This is a genomic window from Paenibacillus sp. VTT E-133280 (assembly GCF_002264385.1).
Lineage (GTDB): Bacteria > Bacillota > Bacilli > Paenibacillales > Paenibacillaceae > Paenibacillus_AQ > Paenibacillus_AQ nitricinens.
The window spans coordinates 30,441-56,783 of sequence record NZ_NFUX01000002.1; the positions used below are offsets into that span (position 1 = coordinate 30,441).

Annotated in this window: 22 protein-coding genes; 20 read left to right on the plus strand and 2 right to left on the minus strand. The window is 45.4% G+C overall.

What is annotated here, in order from left to right; translation table 11 throughout:
• The first annotated feature begins 188 nt into the window (after positions 1-188).
• From CA600_RS01180 to CA600_RS01210, 7 genes are all read left to right on the plus strand, one after another.
• Complete coding sequence (locus CA600_RS01180) at positions 189-1,901, plus strand: DNA repair helicase XPB (protein WP_094868526.1); 1,713 nt, start codon at positions 189-191, stop codon at positions 1,899-1,901.
• A complete protein-coding gene (locus tag CA600_RS01185) occupies positions 1,898-3,829 on the plus strand; it encodes a helicase-associated domain-containing protein (RefSeq protein ID WP_094868527.1) in 1,932 nt (643 codons plus the stop codon). The genes CA600_RS01180 and CA600_RS01185 overlap by 4 nt, the downstream gene beginning before the upstream one ends.
• 15 nt (positions 3,830-3,844) lie before the next feature.
• On the plus strand, positions 3,845-4,282 hold the full coding sequence (locus CA600_RS01190; RefSeq protein WP_094868528.1) for a YlbF family regulator: 438 nt from the start codon (positions 3,845-3,847) through the stop codon (positions 4,280-4,282).
• Positions 4,283-4,322: 40 nt separating this feature from the next.
• A complete protein-coding gene (locus CA600_RS01195) occupies positions 4,323-4,586 on the plus strand; it encodes a YlbG family protein (RefSeq protein ID WP_042126853.1) in 264 nt (87 codons plus the stop codon).
• A 164-nt stretch (positions 4,587-4,750) separates the two neighbouring features.
• A complete protein-coding gene (locus CA600_RS01200; RefSeq protein WP_094868656.1) occupies positions 4,751-5,188 on the plus strand; it encodes a hypothetical protein in 438 nt (145 codons plus the stop codon).
• Between the two features lie 130 nt (positions 5,189-5,318).
• Positions 5,319-6,218, plus strand: coding sequence for a selenium metabolism-associated LysR family transcriptional regulator (locus tag CA600_RS01205; protein WP_094868529.1), 900 nt, complete (start codon positions 5,319-5,321; stop codon positions 6,216-6,218).
• A gap of 95 nt (positions 6,219-6,313) precedes the next feature.
• Positions 6,314-7,180, plus strand: a complete 867-nt coding sequence (locus CA600_RS01210) for a PHP domain-containing protein (RefSeq protein WP_094868657.1) — start codon at positions 6,314-6,316, stop codon at positions 7,178-7,180.
• Between the two features lie 89 nt (positions 7,181-7,269).
• Here CA600_RS01210 and CA600_RS01215 read toward each other — a convergent pair whose 3' ends face one another.
• Positions 7,270-9,159, minus strand: coding sequence for an Rqc2 family fibronectin-binding protein (locus tag CA600_RS01215; RefSeq protein ID WP_094868530.1), 1,890 nt, complete (start codon positions 9,157-9,159; stop codon positions 7,270-7,272).
• A gap of 293 nt (positions 9,160-9,452) precedes the next feature.
• Here CA600_RS01215 and CA600_RS01220 point away from each other — a divergent pair, with 293 nt between their 5' ends.
• From CA600_RS01220 to CA600_RS01240, 5 genes are all read left to right on the plus strand, one after another.
• Positions 9,453-12,272 (plus strand): calcium-translocating P-type ATPase, SERCA-type, encoded by a 2,820-nt coding sequence (locus CA600_RS01220; protein WP_094868531.1) that lies wholly within the window; start codon positions 9,453-9,455, stop codon positions 12,270-12,272.
• Positions 12,273-12,409: 137 nt separating this feature from the next.
• On the plus strand, positions 12,410-13,246 hold the full coding sequence (gene dapF / locus CA600_RS01225) for a diaminopimelate epimerase (RefSeq protein ID WP_094868532.1): 837 nt from the start codon (positions 12,410-12,412) through the stop codon (positions 13,244-13,246).
• Positions 13,247-13,424: 178 nt separating this feature from the next.
• Positions 13,425-15,074 carry a spore germination protein gene (locus tag CA600_RS01230; protein ID WP_256989676.1) on the plus strand — a complete coding sequence of 550 codons (1,650 nt, stop codon included), beginning with the start codon at positions 13,425-13,427 and terminating at the stop codon, positions 15,072-15,074.
• On the plus strand, positions 15,064-16,272 hold the full coding sequence (locus tag CA600_RS01235; protein ID WP_179281482.1) for a Ger(x)C family spore germination protein: 1,209 nt from the start codon (positions 15,064-15,066) through the stop codon (positions 16,270-16,272). The genes CA600_RS01230 and CA600_RS01235 overlap by 11 nt, the downstream gene beginning before the upstream one ends.
• A 26-nt stretch (positions 16,273-16,298) precedes the next feature.
• Positions 16,299-17,405, plus strand: a complete 1,107-nt coding sequence (locus CA600_RS01240) for a GerAB/ArcD/ProY family transporter (RefSeq protein WP_094868535.1) — start codon at positions 16,299-16,301, stop codon at positions 17,403-17,405.
• Here the strand turns inward: CA600_RS01240 and CA600_RS01245 are convergent.
• Positions 17,378-17,635, minus strand: a complete 258-nt coding sequence (locus CA600_RS01245) for a hypothetical protein (protein ID WP_094868536.1) — start codon at positions 17,633-17,635, stop codon at positions 17,378-17,380. The two genes, CA600_RS01240 and CA600_RS01245, sit on opposite strands and share 28 nt — an antisense overlap.
• Before the next feature lie 177 nt (positions 17,636-17,812).
• Here CA600_RS01245 and CA600_RS01250 point away from each other — a divergent pair, with 177 nt between their 5' ends.
• From CA600_RS01250 to def, 8 genes are all read left to right on the plus strand, one after another.
• Complete coding sequence (locus CA600_RS01250; protein WP_094868537.1) at positions 17,813-19,684, plus strand: bifunctional homocysteine S-methyltransferase/methylenetetrahydrofolate reductase; 1,872 nt, start codon at positions 17,813-17,815, stop codon at positions 19,682-19,684.
• A 38-nt stretch (positions 19,685-19,722) separates the two neighbouring features.
• Positions 19,723-20,616, plus strand: a complete 894-nt coding sequence (locus CA600_RS01255) for a YicC/YloC family endoribonuclease (RefSeq protein ID WP_094868538.1) — start codon at positions 19,723-19,725, stop codon at positions 20,614-20,616.
• A 48-nt stretch (positions 20,617-20,664) separates the two neighbouring features.
• Positions 20,665-20,925 carry an extracellular matrix/biofilm regulator RemA gene (remA, locus tag CA600_RS01260; protein ID WP_006209218.1) on the plus strand — a complete coding sequence of 87 codons (261 nt, stop codon included), beginning with the start codon at positions 20,665-20,667 and terminating at the stop codon, positions 20,923-20,925.
• Between the two features lie 19 nt (positions 20,926-20,944).
• The gene (gmk, locus tag CA600_RS01265) at positions 20,945-21,514 is read left to right on the plus strand and encodes a guanylate kinase (RefSeq protein WP_094868539.1); all 570 of its coding nucleotides are present in this window, start codon (positions 20,945-20,947) and stop codon (positions 21,512-21,514) included.
• Positions 21,515-21,566: 52 nt separating this feature from the next.
• Complete coding sequence (rpoZ, locus tag CA600_RS01270; protein ID WP_094868540.1) at positions 21,567-21,767, plus strand: DNA-directed RNA polymerase subunit omega; 201 nt, start codon at positions 21,567-21,569, stop codon at positions 21,765-21,767.
• Between the two features lie 235 nt (positions 21,768-22,002).
• A complete protein-coding gene (coaBC, locus tag CA600_RS01275; protein WP_094868541.1) occupies positions 22,003-23,238 on the plus strand; it encodes a bifunctional phosphopantothenoylcysteine decarboxylase/phosphopantothenate--cysteine ligase CoaBC in 1,236 nt (411 codons plus the stop codon).
• Complete coding sequence (gene priA, locus CA600_RS01280) at positions 23,238-25,769, plus strand: primosomal protein N' (RefSeq protein WP_094868542.1); 2,532 nt, start codon at positions 23,238-23,240, stop codon at positions 25,767-25,769. The genes coaBC and priA overlap by 1 nt, the downstream gene beginning before the upstream one ends.
• Positions 25,770-25,853: 84 nt before the next feature.
• The gene (gene def, locus CA600_RS01285; protein ID WP_094868543.1) at positions 25,854-26,339 is read left to right on the plus strand and encodes a peptide deformylase; all 486 of its coding nucleotides are present in this window, start codon (positions 25,854-25,856) and stop codon (positions 26,337-26,339) included.
• The last annotated feature ends 4 nt before the right edge of the window (positions 26,340-26,343 follow it).

The following is a 26,343-nucleotide window of genomic DNA, read 5'->3' on the forward strand; positions in this document are numbered from 1 at the left end:
ATGCGGGGATGAGCTTTTTCCTGTTCACATATCAGAAAATATAGATTTCGCACAATACTTTATCCTTATATTTCTCGCATAAACGCTTTCCGTCCTTTGGGGGCGTCGAATGCGCTTTTGCTTGTATGAATGTAAGCAGATTACATAGCGCAAGCTTGAATAAAACGAATGATTGGGGAGGGAACGTTATGAATGAAACAGGGGCTTGCATTGTGCGAAGGGATCGGACGGTTTTACTGGAATGTGCACATCCTGGTTTTGAGAAGGCAAGAAAAGAACTAGGAACCTTTGCAGAGCTCGTAAAGAGTCCCCCGGCTTATCACACCTATAGAATCACTCCATTATCATTATGGAATGCAGCAGCGCTTAATTATACAGCTGAAACGATTATTTCAAGTCTGCATCAACTCGCGCGCTGGGGTGTTCCTGCCGGGCTGGAGGATGAGATCGCAGCTCTTCTCTCTAGGTATGGGAAGCTTACCCTTCACGGTCAGGAGACTACGAATGAGATCATTACGCTTAAGGCTGAGACAGCTGAAATTCTGAATGGACTAGTTAATGAATCAGGTCTAAAGGCGTTAGGTTTGCAGAGAATAAATTCACTAGAAAGCTCATGCCGTGCGGAGAACAGAGGGCTTTTAAAGCAAGAACTGATAAGACTAGGCTATCCTGTACTGGATTATGCTGGTTATCATGTCGGACAAGCTCTAAGTTTGGCCTGGAAGGATTCTAAAGATCACGTAAAAGATGGAGCGAAAGGTGAAGCTTTTGGACTGCGTGAATATCAGCAGGAGGCTGTTCAGATGTTTCAAGGCATAGAAGGGCAGGGGGGCAGCGGGGTAGTTGTGTTGCCTTGTGGAGCAGGTAAGACGGTAGTGGGATTGGCCGTTCTTGAAAGTCTACAATGCGAAACACTGATCTTAACTTCAAATACAACTTCGGTAAGACAATGGGTAGACGAGCTGCTTGAGCGAACCGATTTGGATGATGAGTCTATTGGTGAATACTCCGGTGAAAAAAGAGAAGTGCGGCCTGTTACTATAGCTACCTATCAGATATTAACGCACCGTCAATCCAAAGGCGGTCCTTTTCTCCATATGAAGCTGTTCAATGAACGCAACTGGGGTTTGATTATTTATGATGAAGTTCATCTGCTTCCAGCTCCAGTCTTCCGGGCTACAGCAGATATTCAGGCAACTAGAAGACTAGGTCTCACTGCAACTCTGGTTAGAGAAGACGGGAAGGAAGGGGACGTATTCTCATTGATCGGGCCCAAGCGTTACGACATGCCTTGGAAGGAGCTGGAGCAGCAGGGCTGGATTGCAGAGGTAGAATGTGTCGAGATGATCGTACCGATGAGCTCTGAGCTGAGACAGAAGTATTTGTATGCTGAAGCGAAAGAGAAATTTCGTATGGCCTCATGCAATCCTGCAAAAGCTGAGGTTATAGTCGAGCTTCTAAAAGCTCATCAGGGATCATCGGTTCTGGTTATTGGACAGTATCTCGACCAATTAATTGAACTGGCAGACAAGATCGGTGCACCTTTGATTACGGGTAAAACGAAGCAGCGGGAAAGAGATGAGTTGTATGCAGCTTTTAACGAGGGAATAATACAGGTGCTTGTTGTCTCTAAAGTAGCGAATTTTGCGGTGAATTTGCCAGACGCGACGATTGCTATTGAGGTTTCAGGAGCTTTTGGATCCAGGCAGGAGGAGGCCCAGCGTTTGGGACGAATCTTGCGTCCGAAGGCGGGTGAGAACAAGGCGTACTTCTATTCGCTGGTATCTGAAGATAGCCGGGAGCAGGATTTCGCTATGCGCCGCCGGATGTTTTTGACAGAACAGGGGTATGAATATGTCGTTAAAATGGTGCCGAACGGAAAGGGGCTAACGATCCATTGAACCAGCTATCAGCGGAAGCCTTAGAGGTCTTAAAGCGATTATGTGCTGCTCACGCGTCCCAGCCTTTTGACGAGGGAAAAGAAGAGCGTTTGCGTCCTGCGTCGCTCTGCCGGGCAGAGCAAAAGCTTGCAATGAATGAACTGCGGCGCGCAGGGCTGTTAACTGCGAGGCATAAAATATTGGGGGAGAAGCTGTATCAGATTCCTGTTGAACAACTATCAGCTCTAGAGCAAGAATTCTTCCCATACCAACCTAAGTTTATTGAGGGTTATTCAGTGAATCTATCCATGGAGGCGGGTGCTGGACTGGCAGTAGATCTGTTTCGGGCTTTGCTGTTCACCGCTTGTGAAGGCTTACCTTTAACCGCTAAGGGAATTATTCATAAAAAGAATTTAAATCGTTTAGCGTCTCAGCTTTCTTTTCAGGAAAAGCATTTAGCGGGGCTCTCTATGGGCGCTCCATCGAATGAAATGGATGCTCTGTCAGCGGCTCTTGTAGTAGATATTATGTTGTGTCTTGGGCTTATTACCAGACTGAAAACCGGCTATAGACTTGACAAGGATATGCTGAGACGTTGGTTGCAACTTCCTGAGACAAGAATGACTGACATCCTGTATGGGATTGGTATTCATCGTTTTGGAAGCATTGGGCCTGCCGATCAGCATTTTCGCTATTTAATATCCAGCAATGCTTTTATATCAGAGAAATGGACAGCGTTGCCTGAGCTTCTGGACTGGATGGCAGAAATGAATTTAACTGGAACAGTTACCCGAAAAGAGCTGGAACAATCAAGCTTGAACTGGCTTCGTTGTCTAACAGGCTTTGGATGGTGTGAACTGGGGAGCACGCCTGAGGGTATCCAGTGTTTTCGCTGGACTGCTTCAAAACCGAAGCTGTTGTACAGTAGCGAGTCCTTCCCTGATTCTGTGTCAGAGCATTCGAATGACCAGTTTATTGTGCAGCCCGATTTTGAAGTCCTGATTCCACCTGATGTTCTCTATACTGTGCGCTGGGTTTTAGCTGAATGCGCTGAACTTCTGCAAACAGATACGATGTGGAGCTTCCGGCTGACTCGTGAGATGCTAGTGCATGCATCAGAACGAGGGATGCCTCCAGAAGAAGCGATAGCTTGGATTAAAGAACATGCACTGGGTGGTCTGCCATCTGTGGTGGAGCTGTCTTTAGCGCAATGGGGAAAGAGCATTGGCCGAACATCACTCTCTGAAGTGATTATGTTGACTTGCCAGACGGAGGAGGACGGAGCGGCTATTGCCGCCCATCCGCGACTGCAAGGTAGCCTTAAACGTATTGGACCGCTTCATTTCCTTGTAGCTCCGGAATCTGTGGAGCAGATGCGTAAGGAGCTGTTCTTAGCAGGATTGGCCCCTTCCAGGATGATTGGAGAACGTGAGGAAGAGGTGGACACTGATTGGTCTTCATTTCATCAAGCAACCGAAACCGAGCCAGAGTTGTATTCACTTCCAGTACTAAATGTTGAACTTAGGCTACTCGACAGAGGGAATCCCTTTTTAAACCTACCTGTAATTTCTCCTGAGCAGGAGGAAGATATCTTATTAGGTGGAGAAAATGTGCCACAGATCTGGAGCAAGGAATGGCGCCATTATCATAGCTCAACCGCTCAGAAAGTAATGGAGCAAGGGCTGAAATGGGGAATTAAGGTGCGGTTTTCCTTAAAGGACCAAATGTTAGATTTCATTCCCTCCAGAATAAAAGGTAATCCTTGGAAAGTGGAAGGGTATCTGCTGTATAACGATGGTGAAACGGTTGAGGAAATAGAGCTGACTCCTGAAGATTGGAAGGAAATGAAGTTAGTAATTCCCAAAAGACGAAGAAATTCCTCTTCTGCTGAAGCGAGTGATTATGGTATGATAGAAAAGTCTACTGAATTCGGTAGAACATTAACGTAGAAAAGAGCTGAGTTCATGAGCGTAGCGGAATTAAATACGGTCGATATGACTGAAGTGCTGACATACGCCTATGAATTAGGCGATATGATTAATCAATCCGCTGAAGTGTCGGATTACTTATACTGGAAAGGACGGGTTGATTCGAACCCGGAAATTCAGGCCATGGTCAAACAACTTCAAGCCAAGAAGGAGCTGTTTGAAGAAACACAGCGATTCGGACATTTTCATCCGAATTATCATTCAGCGAAGGATGAGGTTTCGGCAGTAGAAGCGGAATTGGAGAAGTTTGAAGAGGTTGCTCGTTTTAAGCTGGCAGAGATGACTCTTGATGACATTCTGCATTCTATGTCGGAAGCGATTGCTTTTTCAGTATCGGATAGCATTAAAGTACCAAGCAATGATCCTTCCCCTAAAGGTGGATGCGGTAGCGGGGGAAAATGCTCCTGCGGATAAGCTTCCCTTAGGATTTAGAGAGAGAAAGGCGGTTTAGCTTATGTTTGCGGAACGGACAGGATACATCATTTGGGTAAGTGACGTTAAAGCGGCACGTAACCTTGAAAAATACGGAACATTACATTATGTTTCTCGGAAAATGCATTATGCAGTGATGTATGTAAATGCAGAACGTGCCGAGGAAGTTATGAAGAATGTCCGCAGACTCTCCTACGTTCGTAAGATCGAAAGATCCTATCGTAACGAAATTAAGACAGAGTATACTAGTAATGGGCCGGACAAGTCCCGTAATTACGGTATGTAATTCTTGGAGATGAACAGGTGCTTAAGTAGCACCTGTTTTTTTATGCTCTGATCTGGAGCGAACACGGTTTCTACCGTGGTATGGAACTTGTACAACTTTCAGCAATGAGGTAAGATGACAACATTAAGTACATACAAAGACCCTTATGGTGGAGTGTGATGATGATGCGCAACAAAGGGACGGATTGGCCCAGCTCTTACGAGCCCTTCCACATCATGCTGAACGACTACAGGGTCGCTGACATCGTTATAACAAATCATGCGAAGAGTCGTTATTTGGACCGGATCAGTAAAGGTGTAAGCAATGACGAAGAGGTCGCCGCATGGATGTGGCAATGCCTGATGCAGAATCGGCTCAAGCCCTTTTCAGACAGTGATTTTAACGCGTATTTAATTGACGATGACTCTGTAGTAATCGCTGAGTTCACGGAATTGATAGGTGAAAAAGATATTTCAGGTCAGCCATTATATTCTATGATCATCGTTTCGTTTCTTGGGAGAATCTCTGCGACACCTCAGTTGAGAGATTTAAAAACTTACTTTTCGCTGCTGCGCAATTCCCGCCGCACTAAGCTAACGAAGAAGAAGCGTAAACGCAAATAGTGTATAAAGAACAGACAGGAGGCATGCGGCGTTGGCTGCATGTCCTTTTTGAAAATAAGCACTTTTATAAGCTTTATATCGTACTGAATCCTTAAGATTCTTTTATAGATAGCACAAGGAGTTGCAGAGCATGAACTTTCATCAATTACATATTTTTTATACTGTCTTAGAGCGAGGGAGCTTCTCGGCAGCGGCACAGACATTACATATGACTCAACCGGCAGTGACCATGCAAGTACAGGCGCTGGAGGATTATTTTGGAACCAAACTCTTCAATCGTTCTACCAAAAAAATCGTGCTCTCCGAAGCTGGTCATACGTTAATGCCATACGCGCTGCGCAGTATTCAATTGATGCGTGAGACAGATCAAGCGATGTCGGCGTTTACGCATATGTTGGAAGGGCGCTTGCAGCTTGGGGCAAGCCTTACCATTGGGGAGTATATGCTCCCACGGCTCTTAGGTCCTTTTGGAAAGCAATATCCGAACATTTCAATCATGATGAAAGTTATGAATACCTCGCAGATTATGGAGGAAATCCTAAAACATCAGTTGAATTTTGGTTTAATTGAAGCGTCGGTAACACATCCTGATATGGTGATTGAGCCGGTGATGGGGGATGAATTGAAGTTGATTGTGCCCCATGATCATCCGCTTGCAGAGCAGCAAGAGGTCACTTTGGAGGATGTGCTTCAGCATCCCTTCGTCCTGCGTGAGCAGGGCTCGGGAACGCGGCGTGTGATGGAAGAACAGCTGTTCTCGAAGGGGCTTGATCCGGGATCAATGAAAATAGTGATGGAGCTTGGTAGTACGGGGGCTGTGAAGTCGGCAGTGGAGGCGGGTCTTGGGGTTACTATTATCTCGACTTCTTCTGTTAAACATGAGGTTGCGCTTGGACTACTGAATATCGTGAATATCTCGGATGCCTCATTTAAAAGACAATTCTACGCCATTCATCTAAAATCGACACTGCTGCCAATTTCTGCGGTGACGTTCTTGACTTTTCTGCGCGAGCATTCGAATGATAACTAAAGTTATATGACCAGAGGCAGGAAACTTAGAAACTAGCGGTAGAGGTGATAGAAATGGAGAATGAAACTAGAGTGGATGAACTGAAGGGCGACAGAATGGAGAATATTGACGCCTCACGATGTGATCTTCACACGCATACTCAAGCCTCTGATGGCATGCAGCCACCGGAGGAAAATGTACGTCTCGCTAAAGAGAAGGGACTAATCGCAGTTGCCATTACGGATCATGATACTGTGGCTGGTGTGAAGGAAGCTCTCGAAGCAGGAGAGAAGTACGGAATCACTGTTGTACCGGGTGTAGAGATCAGCACTCGTGCTGGAGAAAAAGATATTCACGTCCTGGGATACTACATAGACCCAGCAAATGAGTTGTTTCTTTCCCGTTTGGAAGGGCTAAGAGAAACCCGGGCACTAAGGAATGAGGCGATCATCTCTAAATTACGTGGACTTGGGATTGAAATTACGCTTGAGGCAGTTGTCGCTGGGATAGGACGGGAACTGAAGCCTGATGAGAGTATTGGTCGACCACATATTGCTGATGAGCTTGTTCGTCTTGGAGCAGCTACGGATATGAGAGATGCGTTCAATAAGTATTTAGCCGAAGGTGCAGCAGCTTACGTATCGCCTCCACGAATCACGCCCGAGGAAGCCTGTGATTGGATTATAGAGGCGGGTGGGTCTCCAGTATTGGCACATCCAGGCTTATACGGTGAGGATCAGCTGGTACGAGAAATTGTGGAGCGGGGGACTTTTAAAGGGATTGAGGTCTATCATTCGGATCACGAACCCGCTGAATCAGAGCGTTACCTAACAATGGCTGAACAGTATGACCTGATTATAACTGGTGGTTCGGATTTTCACGGTGCCCGCCAAGGGGTTGTTTTTCACGGAGATATCGGTAGTGTTACGGTATCTGTTGAAGTGTTGGAGCAGTTGAAGAAGGTTGCTGGCATGTTACGTTAAAACTAAGTTCATTCAGTTGCACATAATACACTGAAAAAAGAAAACCGGTTGTCATCCATACCAGGATGACAACCGGTTCTTTTTGTTGTTTAGCTTCTCAAAGTATTGGGAAGTCGCTTAATTCGATCCTCATCCGGTGTGACAAACAACGTCTTCTGATGATCATAGATCACAAATCCGGGTTTGGAGCCACTTGGTTTACGGACATGGCGGATCAGCGTGCAGTCTACAGGTACACTGCTTGACTGCTTCGCCTGGCTGAAATAAGCCGCAATCTGGGCTGCTTCTTCCAGGGTGGCATCCCCAAACTCTTCACTTCGGATGACCACATGAGAGCCAGGGATATCCTTGGTATGCAGCCAAGTGTCATTGGGTGAAGCCAGTCGGTTGGTGACGTATTCGTTCTGTAAATTGTTTTTTCCGACATAAATGTCGATGCCTTCAGACGAGGTGAAGACTTGCAATGTAGGTCTGGTTGCTTTTTTCTTCTTCTTTCCTTTTTTGCTTCTGTCGCGTAAATATCCTTGACTTACAAGCTCGTCGCGGATCTCCTCAATATCATTCAATGAGGCATGAGCAAGCTGCTGAAGTAAACTTTCCATGTAGGTGATTTCCTCATGGGTCTTAATCAACTGCTCATTAATGACTAGAAGGCTGTTCTTATATTTGTTGTACTTTTTAAAATAACGTTGTGCGTTATCCGATGGGCTTAATAAAGGATCGAGTGGAATGACCATTTCAGCCTGATTTTCGTCATAATAATTGACCAATGAGGCTTCTTTATCTCCTTTGGACACGACATGTAATGACGCGAACAGCAGCTCACCCCAAATGCGATAGCGATCTGCGTCCTGCGCTTCGTCTAGATCCTTCTGCAGATTGGCAAGCTTCTTAACATTTTTACTTCTTTCGTTGCTCAGGAATCGGATCAAATCACTGACCCGTTGTTTCACCGTATCACGTTCGGCTTTATCCCCGTAATAGTCCTCCATGCACTCACTGATCGAGTTGTATGTCTTCGCATTTTCACCCAATAGAGTTAAAGGAATCGCGGAGAATATCATTTTTCCTTTCGCATTCGCACCTGAAACTGGAGAGAATTCGCAACGATGTACGGGTCCCATAACAGATTGGAAGCTGTCCCATAATTTTGTTGGAAATTCTGCTGTAGATCCCTGTGTACCGCCTGCCGCCAGGTCATTTCTGAGGCGCAGAGCAATCTCTCCGGCAACAAGTGGGCTCATTCCGCTGAAGGCGTGCACCATCCAGCCTACAGGGTCAGCCGATGGGGAGGGACCGCCTGAGCCGTCTGGTTTTTGCTCAACTTCTTCTTTTGTAATCAGATTAGCCAGTTCGCCTTCTATGATTTCTTCCGGTTCGCTCTCCTTCGCATCATCTTCCAGTAAAGCGGCTTCTTCAGCAGCCGAGATTAAATTGAGAAATTGCTCTTTGTCAATTTCCAGAGGGTTCAGCTTATGCTGCTGGGGAGGCTCTGTGTAAGCGACGCCGGGCATTACAATCCGGTAGCTGCTGATCGATGGAGTAACATGATGAATGCCGTCTATGATCGTACTAGTGCTAAGATCTGTAAGGATGATATTACTGTGACGTCCCATGAGCTCTATGATGATCTTTTTGGCGGAGACGTCTCCGAGCTCATCTCTAGTCTTAACGTTTATGTGAATAATTCGTTCCATGCCTACCTGAGTGATACTCTCGATAGCCCCACCTTCACAATGCTTACGCATGAGCATGCAGAACATAGGGGCTTCTGATGGGTTTATGCTGCTTCTTTCTGTAAGATGCAGACGCGGATATGTCGGATTAGCAGAGAGCAATAGCTTGCCACCGCCGCCTGCACCCCGCAGGTTGAAGATTAGATCGTGATTATTCGGTTGATATATTTTGCCTATGCGCGCACCGATGAATGATTGCAGTTCGTGCACGATAGCTCGGGTAACAATGCCGTCTAATGCCATGATAAAGTTCTCCTGTCGACGTGAAATGAATTTCTGGAAATATAAGAAAGTATAAGTTTCATACATTACTTTATCCCTTATATTTCTCGCTTAAACCCTTATCGTCCTTATAAGAACGACGAGGTCGTTAAAGCTTACCTCTCTATGATGCCATACTTTGGGACATTCGTGCAAAAGGGGAATTGGTTAAGCGGTGATATTATTGGACGACCTTGAATACACTTGGTCATGAACAGGTGGAAAAGCTGTGCGCCGCCGGAAGTCAAGAAACGACCGGGAGGGAAAGAAAAGTCATGGAACAAAACAGTTGGCACCGGCTCGGTGCAGAAGAGCTGCAGAAAATGTTCAATGTCCATCCGAGGACGGGCCTCAGTGGAGAGGATGCCGCGGAGCGACGGAAGCAAAATGGGTTTAACGAGCTGTCCGAAGGAAAGACGGTATCCCCGTTTACCCTGCTGTTGAACCAGTTTAAGGATTTCATGGTGCTTGTGCTCATGGGTGCGACGCTCGTGTCCGGCTTGCTTGGCGAATATTTGGATGCCATCACGATCATCGCAATTATCCTTCTCAACGGAGCCCTTGGGTTTGTCCAGGAGTTTCGCGCCGAACGTTCGCTAAGAGCTTTAAAACAGCTCTCCGCACCTTCTGCCAAAGTGCTGCGCGGGGGGAATAGCGAGGTAATTCCAGCCAAGATGTTAGTCCCTGGTGATATTGTCTTGCTGGAGAGCGGTGATCGAATTCCTGCGGACATACGATGGCTGGATTGCAGTTCTTTATATGTGGAGGAATCCGCGCTTACTGGGGAATCATTGCCTGTCTCGAAGCATTCGGATGTGATCCACGCAGAAGAGATTCCGCTTGGCGATCAAAAGAATCTCGGGTTCATGGGCACAATGGTAACCAGGGGGACTGGTAAAGCTATCGTGGTTCGAACGGGCATGAACACAGAGATGGGTAAGATTGCAGATCTGATCCAAAATACGGAATCTCAGGAGACCCCGCTTCAGCATCGGCTCGAACAGTTAGGGAAAATTTTGATCTATGTATCACTAGGTTTAACGATTGTGGTTGTAGCCGCCGGTATTTTACATGGACAGCCTGCCACAGCTATGTTCTTGGCTGGGGTAAGCTTGGCAGTCGCTGCGATTCCCGAAGGGCTTCCAGCCATTGTAACTATTGCACTTGCGCTGGGCGTTCAAAGGATGATAAAACGTAAGGCCATCGTTCGTAAATTGCCTTCGGTCGAAACCTTGGGCTGTGCATCCGTAATCTGTTCGGACAAGACGGGAACATTGACTCAGAACAAAATGACGGTGACCCGATTGTGGACGGGTGGACGTGGGCTTGATGTAACAGGTGAAGGTTATGCTCCGAACGGACAGGTTCTGGAGAAAGGGAAGCCTGTAGATCTCAAAAATGATCAAAGTTTACGACGGATGCTACAGGTTGGTGCTTTGTGCAGTAATGCGGAGATTATCGAGACCTTTCCTGCCGAAGTAAGGGGTAAGCGTAAAGGAAAGGATAAGGATATTGTCGTTGATAAGTCATCTGACAGCTCGTCCATCTGGGAACTCAAGGGAGATCCAACCGAAGGAGCGCTTGTGGCACTTTCAGGGAAGATGGGTTTAACCGCCCAGACGTTAGCCGTCACTTACTCCCGGGAGAAGGAATTTCCTTTTGATTCCGAGCGGAAGTTAATGTCAGTGATTATTGGTCATCCCGGAGGACGAATGGTATGTACGAAAGGTGCGCCTGATGTACTGCTTAATCGCTGTTCTTATATGCTCTGGGAGGGCGGTGTGGTGCCTTTAACGCCAACTTTACGGCAGAAGGTGCTTGAAGCGAATGAGCAAATGGCCTCGGGCGCGCTTCGTGTACTAGGTATGGCTTATCGTGATATGCGCCCAAGTGAACATGTAAATAGTGAAAAAGATGCAGAAAGCCAACTCGTCTTTATCGGATTGGCTGGAATGATTGATCCACCGCGGCGTGAAGTTCGTGATGCCATTAGCATCACACGCCGAGCAGGGATTAAGACTGTAATGATTACCGGGGACCACGGAACAACTGCAGAGGCCATTGCGCATCAATTAGGAATTTTACAACGTGGGGGCACGGTACTGACAGGGGCTCAACTGACTCGGATGGATGATGATGAGCTGGATAAAGTATCGGATAATGTGTTTGTATTCGCCCGCGTATCTCCTGAGCATAAGCTTCGTATCGTGAAGTCTTTGCAGCGCCGGGGTCATGTTGTGGCTATGACCGGAGACGGTGTCAATGATGCGCCAGCGATTAAAGCAGCAGATATAGGTATTTCTATGGGGATCACCGGTACAGATGTGACCAAGGAAGCATCTTCACTTGTTCTAGGGGATGATAACTTTTCAACCATTGTTGCCGCTATTGAAGAAGGTAGAAACATCTATGAGAACATTCGTAAGTTCATTCGTTACCTGCTCGCATCGAATGTAGGAGAGATCTTGACCATGTTCTTTGCGATGATGCTCGGTCTGCCTCTACCGTTAGTGCCTATTCAAATTTTATGGGTCAATCTGGTGACAGACGGACTTCCAGCGATGGCGCTTGGTGTTGACCAGCCCGAGAAGGATTTGATGGAGCATAAACCGCGTGGTGCGAAGGAAAATATTTTTGCCCGCCGTTTAGGCTGGAAGATCATAAGCCGTGGTTTTTTAATCGGTTTATGTACGTTAGGTGCATTTTGGCTAACCTTACGAGTGGCACCAGAGAATCCAGCGCAGCTGATTCGAGCACAGTCCGTAGCTTTTGCGACACTCGTTATGGCTCAGTTGATTCACGTCTTTGATTGCCGCAGTTCCCGTTCGGTGTTCCATCGAAATCCGTTCCAGAATAAGTACCTGGTTCTTGCAGTATTGTCATCCGTAATTCTGATGCTGGCTGTGATGTACGTACCCTTTCTCCAGCCTGTCTTCAAAACGGTGCCGCTTAATTTCCGCGAATGGTGTCTAGTATTTGTGACAGCGGGGATCCCGACCTTCTTGATGGGTGCCGGAAGTGTTTGGGGTGGTAAACGTAACAAAGGACGTAGCGGCAGTAATTCGATGATAAAAAGTACAAAAATTTCAGCATAAAGTCAATACTAATGCTCCATTCCTAAAGGTATACTTGTTGCAGTTAACAGCTCGTATACGTGCGCTGGGCTATATTACACAGATCATTAAGCCTAAGCGAATGCTAACATAACATAACCTTTAGGAGTGGACGTTTAATGGAATTCACAAAAATGCACGGCCTTGGTAATGACTTCATCGTAGTTTTTGGTGAGCAAGAGCTTCCGAGCAATGCAGCGGAACTTGCTATAACACTATGCAATCGGTTCTTCGGAATTGGTGCGGACGGACTTGTCTACATCCTGCCGTCTGAACGTGGCGATTTTATGATGCGCATTATGAACTCTGATGGTTCGGAAGCGGAGCAGTGCGGAAACGCCATTCGATGTGTCTCCAAATATGTCTACGAGCATGGCTTGGTGAACTCCGAGCAGATTGTTATAGAAACGATTGGTGCCGGAGAACAAAAGGTTACCTTGAATGTGAAAGACGGTGTAGTTGAAACAGTAACGGTGGATATGGGTGAACCTGTATTGTCCGGACTTCAAATTCCGGTAGCGATTGATGCAGAACCAGTGCTCTCAGAGCCGATTGAATCAGACGGAACCGTATTTAAGTTTACTGCAGTGTCTATGGGTAATCCTCATTGCGTTATATATGTCGAGGATGCCGTAGCCTTTGATCTTGCGACATGGGGGCCGAAACTAGAAGTGCATCCATTGTTTCCAAGAAAGGTTAACGTTGAATTCGCGACGGTTCTGAATCGAGGCCGAGTAGATATGCGGGTATGGGAACGTGGAGCTGGACCAACCTTAGCCTGTGGGACTGGAGCCTGCGCAACTCTAGTGTCTTCTGTGCTGAACGGTCTGACAGACCGAGCGGCTTGGATTAGTCTTAAGGGTGGTGATCTCTACATTGAATGGAATGAAGAGGATAACCATGTGTATATGACGGGACCGGCTGAAGTTGTATTCACAGGCAGTGTGGCTCTTTAAAGATTTCTATTTTCGAATCATATCATTGGAATAAACGGCAGTCTAAGAGATCGTTCTTGGATTGCCGTTTTTTGTTTTGTATAAATGAAAACACTGGAGCTGGAACTGGAATTGGAATAATGGAAGACATAACCGAGAATAATACTTCCAAGCTTGAGAACAAAAGGGAGGGATCTTGTTGAACATCAAAGGATTAAATAGAAGATATAAATCCGGTAAAAGCCAACAAGATTCTCTGCCATCGCTGGGTAGATTATCGATCATTCTCACACAAACGTTAGAACAAATAATAAACGAGCTAGGAGATAGTCCCGATCTAAAAATACGCCATTTAAAAGTGGGGGAAGATTCTTCTGTATCGGTAGCGGCACTTTACCTCAGTGGTCTAGTGCAGAAAGAAGTTGTTGATGAATTCATCGTGGGTTCATTAGTCGGGGTAACGAGCGAATTGATAAATGAAAAAGTCCCTGCGTCTGGAAGTTTAATAGAGTTTATTTTGAATCGCACTTTGGAAATTGGTGATGCGGTGATACAAGAGGATTGGAAAGAGGTTCTGCTTGCAATTCTTTCGGGAGAAACAGTGATTTTAATTGACGGGTATGCCAGTGCCATTGTGTGTGGTACCCAAGGTGGCGAAACACGTTCAGTCACTGAACCGTCCTCTCAGCTTGTTGTCCGTGGCCCGAAAGACAGTTTTGTAGAATCCCTAGCCACGAATATTTCCTTAATCCGGCGGAGATTAAAGACCCCTAATTTAAGACTGGAGTATATGAAAATTGGTGAGGTATCTCATACATATGTGGGTATGCTGTTCATTAAAGGCATCGTTGATGAAAAGCTGGTCAATGAGGTTAGAGAACGGCTGAATGAAATCCAAATCGATGCGATCTTGGAATCTGGGTATATTGAAGAATTGATACAGGATAAAACCTTTACTCCATTTCCGACCATTAATAACAGTGAGCGCCCAGATGTCGCTGCTTCTAATCTGTTAGAGGGTAGAGTAGTGCTGGTTATAGACGGAACCCCTTTTATTTTGATTTTGCCGGCGGTATTCACACAATTCTTTCAGTCTTCATCGGATTATGCTGAAAGGTTTGATATTTCTATATTAATGCTGTTCATCCGGTATATCAGCTTTATTATTCTAATTCTTGGACCTTCCATATATATAGCACTGACCACGTTCCACTATGAGATGATCCCGACAACCTTACTGATTAATTTATTGTCGCAGCGGGAGAATGTCCCCTTTCCTGCCTTCGTGGAGGCAATAGTGATGGAAGGTGCGTTCGAAATCATCAGAGAGGCTGGGGTGCGGATGCCTCGCGCAGTGGGGCAAACCGTTTCTGTTGTAGGTGCTCTGATTCTAGGTCAGGCTGTCGTAGAGGCCGGAATTATCACACCGGTTATGGTTATTGTGGTAGCGCTGACCGGTATCGCAAGTTTTGCTATACCTTCGTATAACATGGCGATTGCGGGCAGGCTTATTCGTTTTGCTTTTTTAATATTTGCCGGAATGTTTGGATTTTATGGAATTACACTGGGGCTTATTATACTCGTTGCGCATATGAACAGCTTGCGTTCATTTGGTATTCCTTATTTGTCACCTATAGTGCCTTTATCTGTGAAGCGGCAAAAAGATACCTTTTTAAGATTACCTATGTGGACACACAGTGTGGATCAATCATCAACTCAAGGTAAGCGCAGAAATTCGCCGGAAGGTGAGAAGATAAACGCAAGTCATCCAGAGAATCTTGCTCCAGTCATCGAAGATAAGGCTGATGATACAGGGAGGCAAAAGAAAGGAGCTCTTGATGAAGGATAAACAATCAGTGTATATAAGAATCGGGTTAACCTTAGTGATGTTCCTTATGCTTACTGGCTGCTGGGACAGCGTTGAACTAAACAGAAGAGCGATTGTTTCGGGTGTGGCGATTGATAGGGGGGCAACGGAAGCAGATAAATATGTCTTATCGTTCCAAATTATTGTTGCAGACGAAATTTCAGGTGAGAACGCTAGGGGGACTTCTCCTGTTGCTATATATAAAGGGACTGGTCGCACTATGTTTGAAGCCTTAGCTGATGCTTCGCGGCAAACCGCGCGATTTTTGTCATTAGGGCATATTCGAGTAATAGTGATTTCAGAGAAATTTGCCCGGGAGGGGATTAAGGATATTATGGATGTGCTGGAAAGAGAAAGTGAGACTCGTCTGACGAGCCTTCTCTTTATTTCCAAGGGGCAACCGGCAAGTGACAGTATGACAACTATGACCGTGTTCGGAAGGATCCCAGCTAACGATCTGGTGGAAAAGCTGGAAACTACCTCTAAACAGTTTGGATACAATTATCGAATGGAGGTGGATGATGTAGTCCGTGGGATTCAGATGCCAAGCGGGGGACCGCTGATTAATGGCGTTGAAGTCATAGGAGATGTCGAGCAGAGAGACTCGAACGATAATTTAAAAGCGATAAAACCGAAAGCTACTTTGAGGGTGACAGGAATCGCAGTTTTTAAAGAGGACAAGCTGGTGGGTTGGCTTCAAGGAGAAGAAGCGATCGGCACCTCGCTTTTAAAAAATAAAATTACACAAATGCCGGCATTCGTATCTATCGGAGAGAATAAGTATTTGTCTTTTAATATTTATCTTTCTCAGGCTCGTATCGTTGTTGATGCTAAGGATACTGAACATCCAGTCTTTACGATAAAAATTACACAGCAAGCAGGGTTAAAAGAATCGCCCAATCCTTTGGAGTTGACGAAGCCTGATGTGGTAAATGATCTTACGGAGCTTCTGGAAAAAAACATTCGTGATCAAGTATGGAAAGCAATAGCCAAGTCCCGAGCATTAAAGAGTGACTATATAGGTTTCGGGGAAATAGTAGAACGTGAAAATCCACAAGGGTGGAAAAAAGTCAAAGATCATTGGGAGAATATATTTGCAACATGCGAGATTAAAGTGGAAGAGGATGTTGTAATCAGACACACCGACATGCGTAGCGATTCTTTTCAGATCAATAAGTAATAATGAAGCTAAAAGGAGGGGCGTATATGCATAGTGGCAGTATAAAAATTGGTTTGCTCCAATTCTTCACCTTAACATTATTGTTCGAAATGGGGACAGCGTTAGTGGTGAATCTGGGAATGGAAGCGGGGAAAGATGCATGGATTTCAATATTGATTGGAAATGTAATAGGTCTTGTAGTTTTTGCTGGATATGCCTATTTATATAGAAAGTTCCCGAAGCTGCCGCTAACTGCGTATACCCGAAAATTAGTTGGAAAATATTTGGGTTCGGTGATCTCGGTGCTTTACATTATTCTGTTTATCAATTTGGCGGGTCGTGATTTAAGGGACGGAAGCTCTATGCTGGTAATGGCTACTATGCATCATACGCCGTTGTTTATCGTCTCTTCCCTGATGATATTATCCAGTGCATATGTGCTTCATAAAGGTGTAGAAGTCCTCTCCAGAACCTCTTTGGTTTTTGCAGCTCTGGTGATTTTGATCGGTATCTTTTGCTCGATGATGCTGATGTTTTCAGGGTCTATTCATTTACAACAGCTGCAGCCCGTTTTTGAGAATGGTGTTAAGCCTGTATTAACTTCTGTAGTCAAACAGAGTTATATGTTTCCATTTGGTGAAATGATCTGTTTTACTATGCTTATGCCTTATTTGAACCATACGAAAAAAGGACCTTGGGTGATTGCCGCGGCAATTTTCGTTTCTGGGTTACTTCTCAGCCTTACTATGGTTTTGAATATATCGGTACTGGGGTCAGATATTATTAAACGTTCACCACTGCCGCTGATGCCGACGATCAGCAAAATCTCCATATCAGATTTCATCCAACGCGTTGACATTCTAGTTGTCATGGTATTAATTATAGGTGTGTTTTTCAAAATGTCTGTTTTTTTCGCGGCAGCGCTTATAGGCATATCGGAGTTATTTAAGATTCCTTATCGGAGAATGATCTATCCGACAGCTTTAATTATTTTGTTTAGTTCTATGCTGAATGCTCGCAGTTTTATTGAACATCTTAATGAGGGGGGGAGATTATTATACACGGTTTATCCTTTGTTCATGGTGTTGATACCGGTTATACTTGTGATTATTGCCGCTATAAAAAGTCACTTTTCAGCTTCACGACCGGGTTGACTTCCTCGAATCCAAGAAATGATGTCAGGAACAAGCAGACAGAGCAATAAGAAGACGGCTGTTGTCTTTTCAGATGCAGTATACAGTAAGTAATTTAAAATATATCCAATGTTCCCAAAGCCATATCCGAACATCCAGTCCACCAAATAAAGATAAAGCAAAGAGAGCGTGGTCAGAAATACTAAGATCAGATATTTTTGCAGTAACACTTTTCTGTTTTTTTTCTTCATCTGATTCATCCCTTCTTTTTTACGTAAATAACAGATTTATTATTAGTATGTAGTATTTAATCCGTGACCATGCAATGCGTATAAATGTTGTTACTATCTTTTATAGTGAAAGCTTATCATCCATACCGATTTATGATACATTAGTATGAAACTATTGTGTCAAGGGAGGATCTTGCAGTGAAGCCGGATTTACGTTCCGCATGGGGAAACAAAGTATTGGTCGGAGACGGAGCGATGGGTACCTATTTATATCAGAAGGGTTTCCCTGTTGGCATTTCCTATGAAGAATTAAATTTGACTTCTCCAGGTGTTATTGAAGATGTCCATCGCAGCTATATCGATGCAGGGGCGGTGCTGCTAGAAAGTAACACGTTCTCAGCAAATTTTGACAGGCTGTCCAAATATGGTCTGGAGTCCAAGGTTGAAGAAATTAATCGCGCTGGCGTAAGAATCGCTCGTAAAGCTGCAGGAGATAATGGTTATGTATTAGGTGCTGTAGGCTCTATTCGTGCCGGTAAACGTGCAAATCTCTCATCAACAGAGTTGAAGAAGTATTTCACACAACAGATTACCGCATTGCTTGAAGAAGAAGTAGACGGTATTATGCTAGAAACTTTCTATGATGTCGAAGAACTGCATCTCGCACTAAGAACAGTACGTAAACATAGCACTCTCCCAGTCATCTGCCAGTTTGCTGTGGATGAATCGGCACGGACATTAGATGGACTGACGTTGCCAGACGCCTTTCGCATTTTAGAAGCTGACGGAGCGGATGTCATCGGATTTAACTGTAATACGGGTCCAAATGGAATTAAGAGAGCGCTAAAAGCTGTGCAGGGTAATCTGGTTTTACCTACCTCGGTCTATCCGAATGCGGGTGTTGCGGACTATGTAGACGGAGAATACCGGTATGGGGCTTCACCTGAATATTTTGGACAGATGGCAGTGACTTTTGCAGACATGGGTTGCAGAATTATCGGAGGCTGCTGTGGTACTACTCCGGAGCATATTGCTGAAATTTCCTCTGCATTGAAAGGTTATGTACCTCAGCCACTTCCAGAACCGACACTTCCGACTGTGGAGCGTGTATCTTTGCAGGAGCATTTTGGCGAAGATGAGGGAAGAAATGGTCGTGAGCCGAATCTGGTTGATCTAGTAAAGGAACGTCATACGGTTATCGTTGAGCTTGATCCACCTCGTGATTTGGATATTGCTAAGTTCATGAAGGGTGCAGAAGCGTTGAGAAGAGCAGGCGCGGATGCGCTTACGCTCGCCGATAACTCTCTAGCTGTTACACGGATGAGCAATATGGCCTTGGGCCATTTGGTGTACGCAAAAACGGGACTTCGTCCGCTGGTACATATTGCTTGTCGGGACCGAAATTTGATCGGTACGCAATCGCATTTGATGGGTTTTGATGCGCTTGGGATTGATCATGTACTGGCGGTGACTGGAGACCCAGCAAAATTCGGGGATCTTCCTGGCTCAAGCTCGGTTTACGATTTAACCTCTTTTGAGATTATTCGGATGATTAAGCAGTTGAATGATGGCATCTCCTTCTCTGGTAAACCTTTGAAGCAGAAAGCAAACTTTGTAATTGGTGCTGCCTTTAACCCGAATGTCAAACATTTAGATAAGGCAGTACAGCGGCTAGAGAAGAAAATTGCCTCTGGTGCAGATTATATTATGACTCAGCCTGTCTATGATCAGGAACTGATCGTGAAGATCGCTGAAGCCACAGCACATCTGGAAATCCCCGTGTTTATTGGTGTGATGCCACTTGCTAGTGGACGTAATGCAGAGTTCCTTCATAATGAGGTTCCAGGCATCCAGCTTACGGATGAAGTTCGGAACCGCATGAAGGGACTTGAAGGGGAAGCAGGAAGAGCTGAAGGGGTTGCCATCGCTAAGGAGCTGCTAGATGTTGCTACAGCCCATTTCAATGGGATCTATTTGATGACACCGTTCATGTTCTATGATATGAGCGCACAGCTGATGGAGTATGTATGGGAGAAATCAGGACGTAAATTGTCCCCCTTGTTTCGCTAGTAATAATCAATTACAATAGTGTAATGGATGTGATTCCGTTGTCATTTAGCATGACCGGATACGGTCAATCGTCCCTGCAATTCGGCGGCTACAAAATTATGTTCGAAGTGAAATCGGTGAATCACCGGTACTGCGAAGTTGTACTGCGGATGCCCCGGGATTGGACGGGTTATGAGGATGTGCTGAGAAGAAAGGTTCAGCAGCACGTCAAACGGGGAAGGATAGATGTTACCATCAATAGAGAGCACGATGAGTCGTCTTCCGGACCGGTTCTGAATCGCTCTGCTGTCATGTCTTATCTTAAGGCGGCAGATCAGCTTAAGAACGAGTATGGTTTGTCCGGTGAGTTGACTCTACGTGATATACTTTCTATACCCGGTATTATGGAAAGCAAAGATGAGGCTGCGGGTGCCGTGTCCGCGGCCTTAGAAGACTACTCTGAAATGTTGGAGACGGGACTTGAGCAGAGTTTGCAGTCTCTGCTGGAGATGCGCGCCCGTGAAGGCAGTTTTCTAGCCGCAGATCTTGAACAGCGCCTCAATCATCTCGAGACCATGCATGCTGAAATGGTTGAACTTGCACCTGTTGTAATCATTGAATATCGTGACAAGCTTCGTCATCGATTAAATGAGTTAAATGATGGGACGTTCGCTTTTGATGAGCATAAATTCGGGATGGAAATCGCTATTTTTGCTGATCGCTGTAATATTGATGAAGAATTGACCCGGTTGTATAGTCATTTCGAACAATGCAGAACCCTCCTGAAGGGGAAAGGACCGGTAGGTCGCAAGCTGGATTTTCTCATTCAGGAGATGAACCGGGAGACGAATACAATCGGATCGAAATGTAATCATCTAACTCTCGTGGGTCTTGTGCTAGACATGAAAGCGGAGCTGGAGAAGATTCGTGAACAAGCGGCAAACATAGAGTAACCGGGAACAGGTAATAGCATAGAACTTTATGGGGGGAACTACCGGAACATGGCAATCAAACTTATTAACATTGGCTTTGGGAATATTGTGTCTGCCAACCGCATTATTTCCATCGTCAGTCCGGAATCTGCACCAATCAAACGTATTATCCAGGAGGCTCGAGATCGGCATATGCTGATCGACGCCACCTATGGCCGACGGACTCGTGCCGTAATCATTACAGATAGTGATCATGTCATTCTGTCGGCTGTACAGCCGGAGACTGTGGCACATCGCTTATCCAGTAAAGATGACGACAACGACGAATAACAACTAAATGGAGTGTATTATGTCAAAAGGATTGCTCATCATATTATCCGGACCTTCCGGCGTGGGTAAAGGTACTGTATGTACTGCACTACGACCGAAGATGCCCGGGCTTGTCTACTCAGTTTCTGCTACTACCCGCAGTCCGCGTGCGGGTGAAGAAGACGGTGTGAATTATTTTTTCAAAAGTAAAGAGCAGTTTGCGGCAATGATAGAAGCTGACCAACTGCTTGAATATGCGGAGTACGTAGGTAATTTTTACGGTACTCCACGTGATTTTGTAGAGAGAACTCTCAATAGCGGCAAAGATATTATTCTCGAAATTGAGGTTCAGGGAGCTCTCAAAGTCAAAGAAAAATTCCCTGAAGGTATTTTTGTGTTCCTTCTTCCACCTTCTATGGATGAGTTGAAGGATCGCATACGCGGACGGGGTACGGAACATCCAGATGTAATCGATCACCGCATGACTGTAGCGGAGGATGAGATTAATCTAATGCAGCATTACGACTATGCTGTTGTGAATGATGAGATTGATCTGGCCTGTAAGAGAATAGAAAGCATTATTATCGCCGAACATTGTAAAGTTAGGTAATGTATGCTGAAGGCCAAATTGTATTACCAGTAAACTATGAAGAGGTGTCCCTGTGCTATATCCATCCATTGATGAAATGATGACCAAGGTTGACAGTAAGTATTCACTCGTTGTAGCGGCAGCACGTCGTGCTAGACAATTGCGTGAAGGTGGCAAGACAGATGTGAAGAACCCTAAATCGCATAAATTTGTCGGTGTTGCTCTTGAAGAAATTTACGAAGATCGCATTACTCTTACCCGCGGTGAAGAGTAGTCTCAAGCCTATTTAAATAAGACCCTTTGTAGAAACGGATACCGCCTATTTGTAATTAGGCGATGCCGTTTCTTCTTGGGTTATGGAGCATTTATGGGTCTTTAATGAATGATGATAGCCCAAGACCGGGCTGTTTCTGACAACCGGAAGGTTGTTATTTTTTTCTCAAAATATAAAATATAAGTAGTAAAGAAATAGATCATTCGTTGTAAGAGTAGGGAACAGGGGGGAGATCATGTTGAAGAGCTTGAAGGGGAAGACTATTTTACTTGGGATTACAGGAGGAATTGCTGCTTACAAAGCAGCGGCCCTGACCAGTAAGCTTGTCCAAAAAGGAGCTGAAGTTCATGTCATTATGACAGCTTCGGCAAAGCAGTTCATTACAGAATTAACTCTACAGTCACTGTCGAAGCAACGAGTATACAGCGATACATTCCAGGAACGGGATCCATCCTCTATCTCACATATTGATTTGGCTGATTCAGCCGATCTTGTAATAGTAGCACCTGCAACTGCGAATATTATTGCTAAAATGGCGCATGGCATTGCGGATGATATGTTATCCACTACGTTACTCGCTACTACTGCACCTATAATGGTGGCACCGGCTATGAATGTCCATATGTATCAGCATCCCGCTGTACTAAGCAATTTGGATACCCTTGCTAAACGAGGAATTCAGTTTATTGAGCCAGGGGAAGGTTTGCTGGCATGTGGTTACGTGGGTAAAGGTCGTTTAGAGGAGCCGGAGACGATTGTAAGTCATGTTGAGGAGTTTTTTGCGCTGCAAGAAAGTGTGAAGTCTAAACCTCTTAAGGGTAAAAAGATCGTCATCACAGCAGGAGGTACAGTAGAACGGATTGATCCGGTACGCTATATCTCCAATGATTCCTCCGGTAAAATGGGTTTTGCTTTGGCGCGTGCTGCACGTGCTATGGGGGCTGAGGTTACTTTAATTGCTGCTCGAACAGATGAAGAACCTCCTCAAGACCCGGATCTTTCCGTTATTCGTGTTCAATCCGCACAAGAGATGTATGATGCGGTTACTGCGCTGTGGGACAACTGCGACATTATGATCAAGGCGGCGGCTGTATCAGATTATCGACCTAAGCATAGTGAAACATCCAAAATTAAAAAAAATGGAGATACGCTAACTCTTGAGCTTATAAAAACAACGGATATCTTGGAAACGTTAGGTAAGAGTAAGGATAAGCAGTTCTTGATCGGCTTTGCTGCGGAGACAGGAAATACAGAATTTTATGCAAAGGACAAGCTGGTCCGTAAAAACTGCGATCTCATTGTTGCGAACAATGTAGCGGCTGCAGGAGCCGGATTCGGATCGGATACGAATATTGTATCGATATACGATGTAGATGGATTGGTGCTCGAATTGCCACAATTGTCCAAAGATGAGGTTGCTCGTCGTTTGCTGACACTCGTGGCAGAGCGAATTACTGGAGCTTCATTATAATGGATATTGCCAAGGTCATTGTGGATGTGCCTGTACGCAGCACTGACCGGCCATTTGATTATAGTATTCCTGAATCACTAAAGTTATGGATTGAAGTGGGCAGCCGGGTAGCGGTCCCGTTCGGACACCGCACAGTGCAAGGTTTTGTCGTTTCACTGGAGTCAGGAGAAACACTAGTGAATCCGGGTCTTAAGCCTATTCAAGAAGTGCTGGATTTGCTTCCGCCTTTATCTCCTGAATTAGTTGAGCTAGCAGACTGGATGAGTAAAAGATATGCATGCAGACGAATATCAGCCCTGCAGGCGATGCTGCCTACCGCTCTAAAGGGGAAGGCAGAACGACTGATCTCGCTGGGAGATGTGGAGGAAGAGACAGCCTTTCCGGATGATGAATTATTCCCTATGTTTGTCGATACAGGGAATGAGGAACGACTAATTACTGAATTTATTGGACGTAATGGCGAAGTATCCATGAAGCAACTTACCCGTGCATTTCCAGAGGCTGCGGAGACGGTGAAGTTCATGCTAAGGCGTGGAGTGCTTGTAGAGAGCCAATCGATCAAAGATAAGATGGGCAAGAAGAAACTGAAAGCGGTAGATCTTGCAATAGGAATTACGGCTGCTCGTGAAGCGTTGAACAAATTCCCGAAAAAATCGGCGCGACAGAAGGAAGTACTAAGCTTTCTGATCGAAAGGGAAGCCACACTCCCCATGGCGCTTAAGGAAGTCTTATCAGCGCTTCAAGTCACGGCAAGTACCGTGAAGGGGTTAGAGGAAAAAGGCTTTATCGAAATCAGTGAAATTGAAGTCTATCGCGACCCTTATCAAGGACGTGATTTTAAGCCTACTACGCCTCTGCCACTTACAGCAGAGCAAGAGGTTGTATACAATCGTATTTCACGAACGCTAGAAGAACAGATGCATGAAGTATTTCTGTTACATGGCGTTACAGGGAGCGGTAAAACTGAGATCTATTTGCAATGCATCAAACGTTGTATGGATCAGGGGAGACAGGCCGTCGTTCTCGTCCCGGAAATCGCATTAACACCACAGATGGTGGAGCGTTTTAAAGGGCGGTTCGGGAGTGGTGTGGCGGTAATGCATAGCCGATTATCTGTCGGTGAGCGTTATGATGAGTGGCGGAAAATCCGTGAAGGAAAAGCTACGGTTGCCGTTGGCGCCCGGTCGGCGGTGTTTGCACCGTTCTCTAATCTAGGTTTGATTATTATGGATGAGGAGCATGAGACCTCCTATAAGCAGGAAGAAAATCCGAAATATCATGCTCGTGACGCTGCGATTCGCAGAGCCGAACAGTGTGGGGCAGCCGTGATTTTAGGCTCCGCCACGCCTTCGTTAGAAAGCTATCATGCTGCTAGAGCGCAGAGTGATATTCATTTTTCACCAGTACTTCTTGAGATGCCTACGCGCGCGCTTGGCAACGAGCTGCCCAAGGTAAATGTTGTGGATATGCGGGAAGAGCTCAAAGAAGGGAACCGCTCCATGTTCAGTCGGAAGCTTCATTCTGCATTGGCTGAAAGGCTGGAACGTGGAGAACAGACAGTGTTATTGCTTAACCGTAGAGGTTTCTCAACGTTTGTCATGTGCCGGAGTTGTGGTTATGTAGCAGGCTGCCCAGAGTGTGATATTTCGTTGACGTACCACAGCCGTAGTGACAATTTGCGTTGTCATTATTGTGGTCATGCAGAGCCAGCACCGAAACTTTGTCCAGAGTGTGGAAGTGAGCATATCCGCTTCTTCGGAACGGGGACGCAGCGAGTGGAAGAAGAGCTTGGTAAGTTGTTCCCGGGAATACGGGTGATTCGTATGGATGTGGATACAACGACTGAAAAGGGTTCTCATGAGAAGCTGCTGAATCAATTCAGAGACAAAAAAGCGGATGTTCTGCTGGGTACTCAGATGGTAGCGAAGGGGTTGGATTTTCCTGACGTAACTCTAGTAGGTGTAATTACAGCAGACTCCGCGTTGAACTTGCCCGATTTTCGAGCAGCGGAGAAGACATTCCAATTGCTTACACAAGTTGCGGGAAGAGCGGGTCGGCATCAGCTACCGGGTGAGGTAGTTGTTCAGTCTTATACACCGGAGCATTATTCTATTATTCATGCTAGCGGGCATGACTATCTCTCTTTTGTAAGGGAAGAGTTGAAGCATCGCAGAGGGCTACATTATCCGCCTTATTGCAGACTAATACTCGTTACATTATCTCATGAGCAGTTACCGCTACTCCTCCGGATGGCAGAGAATTACGCTATGAATCTGCAGGGGAAGGCTAGAAATCTAAGATGGTATGGGAGTCTAGATAAGCTAACTACGGATGTACTAGATCTGTTAGGTCCTGTAGCTTCTCCAATCCCTCGCTTAAAGGGTAGATATAGATTCCAATGTATGATAAAATGGCGCGGCGCCATCGATGTGATAGGGCTTGTTCGGCAAGTGGCTGAGGAGTTGGAGGATTCTGTACGGGATACAGGGCTCCAGATCAGCATTGATGTTGATCCGCAAATGTTGATGTAAATCGTTATCATGTTACAATGTAAAAAAAGAGCTAGATCAATAAACTCTAAATATAGAGATGTACAGAACGGGAAGGTGTTTGTAATGGCGATTCGTATGATCGTTAAGGAACCGGATGAAGTGTTGCACAAAATAGCAAAAGAAGTAACTGTAGTTACACCTAATGTGAAGAAATTGTTAGATGATATGGCTGATACGATGTATGACGCTGAAGGTGTAGGGCTGGCGGCTCCGCAAGTTGGTATTTTGAAGCGCCTAATTGTGGTAGATGCAGATGAAGAGCACGGGCTGATCAAAATGATTAATCCGGAAATCATCGGTACAGAAGGCGAACAGCTTGGACCTGAAGGATGTCTTAGTATTCCTGGATTGAATGGTGATGTACGCCGTGCAGAGACAGTTACCGTACGTGGTCTTAACCGTGAGGGAAAAGAAATTACCATTACCGGCAGTGGTTTACTTGCTCGGGCTTTTCAACATGAGATTGACCATCTGAACGGAGTATTGTTTACGGATATCGCAGAAAAAGTATATGAGATGACAGCTGAACTGAGCGAGACTGAGGAGTGAGAAT

Bases quoted from the DNA above. Each gene is read 5' to 3' on its own strand.
- CA600_RS01180 (WP_094868526.1), top strand. From the start codon at position 189: ATGAATGAAACAGGGGCTTGCATTGTGCGAAGGGATCGGACGGTTTTA.
- CA600_RS01190 (WP_094868528.1), top strand. From the start codon at position 3,845: ATGAGCGTAGCGGAATTAAATACGGTCGATATGACTGAAGTGCTGACA.
- CA600_RS01195 (WP_042126853.1), top strand. From the start codon at position 4,323: ATGTTTGCGGAACGGACAGGATACATCATTTGGGTAAGTGACGTTAAA.
- CA600_RS01200 (WP_094868656.1), top strand. From the start codon at position 4,751: ATGCGCAACAAAGGGACGGATTGGCCCAGCTCTTACGAGCCCTTCCAC.
- CA600_RS01205 (WP_094868529.1), top strand. From the start codon at position 5,319: ATGAACTTTCATCAATTACATATTTTTTATACTGTCTTAGAGCGAGGG.
- CA600_RS01210 (WP_094868657.1), top strand. From the start codon at position 6,314: ATGGAGAATATTGACGCCTCACGATGTGATCTTCACACGCATACTCAA.
- CA600_RS01215 (WP_094868530.1), bottom strand. From the start codon at position 9,159: ATGGCATTAGACGGCATTGTTACCCGAGCTATCGTGCACGAACTGCAA.
- CA600_RS01220 (WP_094868531.1), top strand. From the start codon at position 9,453: ATGGAACAAAACAGTTGGCACCGGCTCGGTGCAGAAGAGCTGCAGAAA.
- dapF (WP_094868532.1), top strand. From the start codon at position 12,410: ATGGAATTCACAAAAATGCACGGCCTTGGTAATGACTTCATCGTAGTT.
- CA600_RS01235 (WP_179281482.1), top strand. From the start codon at position 15,064: ATGAAGGATAAACAATCAGTGTATATAAGAATCGGGTTAACCTTAGTG.
- CA600_RS01240 (WP_094868535.1), top strand. From the start codon at position 16,299: ATGCATAGTGGCAGTATAAAAATTGGTTTGCTCCAATTCTTCACCTTA.
- CA600_RS01245 (WP_094868536.1), bottom strand. From the start codon at position 17,635: ATGAAGAAAAAAAACAGAAAAGTGTTACTGCAAAAATATCTGATCTTA.
- remA (WP_006209218.1), top strand. From the start codon at position 20,665: ATGGCAATCAAACTTATTAACATTGGCTTTGGGAATATTGTGTCTGCC.
- gmk (WP_094868539.1), top strand. From the start codon at position 20,945: ATGTCAAAAGGATTGCTCATCATATTATCCGGACCTTCCGGCGTGGGT.
- coaBC (WP_094868541.1), top strand. From the start codon at position 22,003: ATGTTGAAGAGCTTGAAGGGGAAGACTATTTTACTTGGGATTACAGGA.
- priA (WP_094868542.1), top strand. From the start codon at position 23,238: ATGGATATTGCCAAGGTCATTGTGGATGTGCCTGTACGCAGCACTGAC.
- def (WP_094868543.1), top strand. From the start codon at position 25,854: ATGGCGATTCGTATGATCGTTAAGGAACCGGATGAAGTGTTGCACAAA.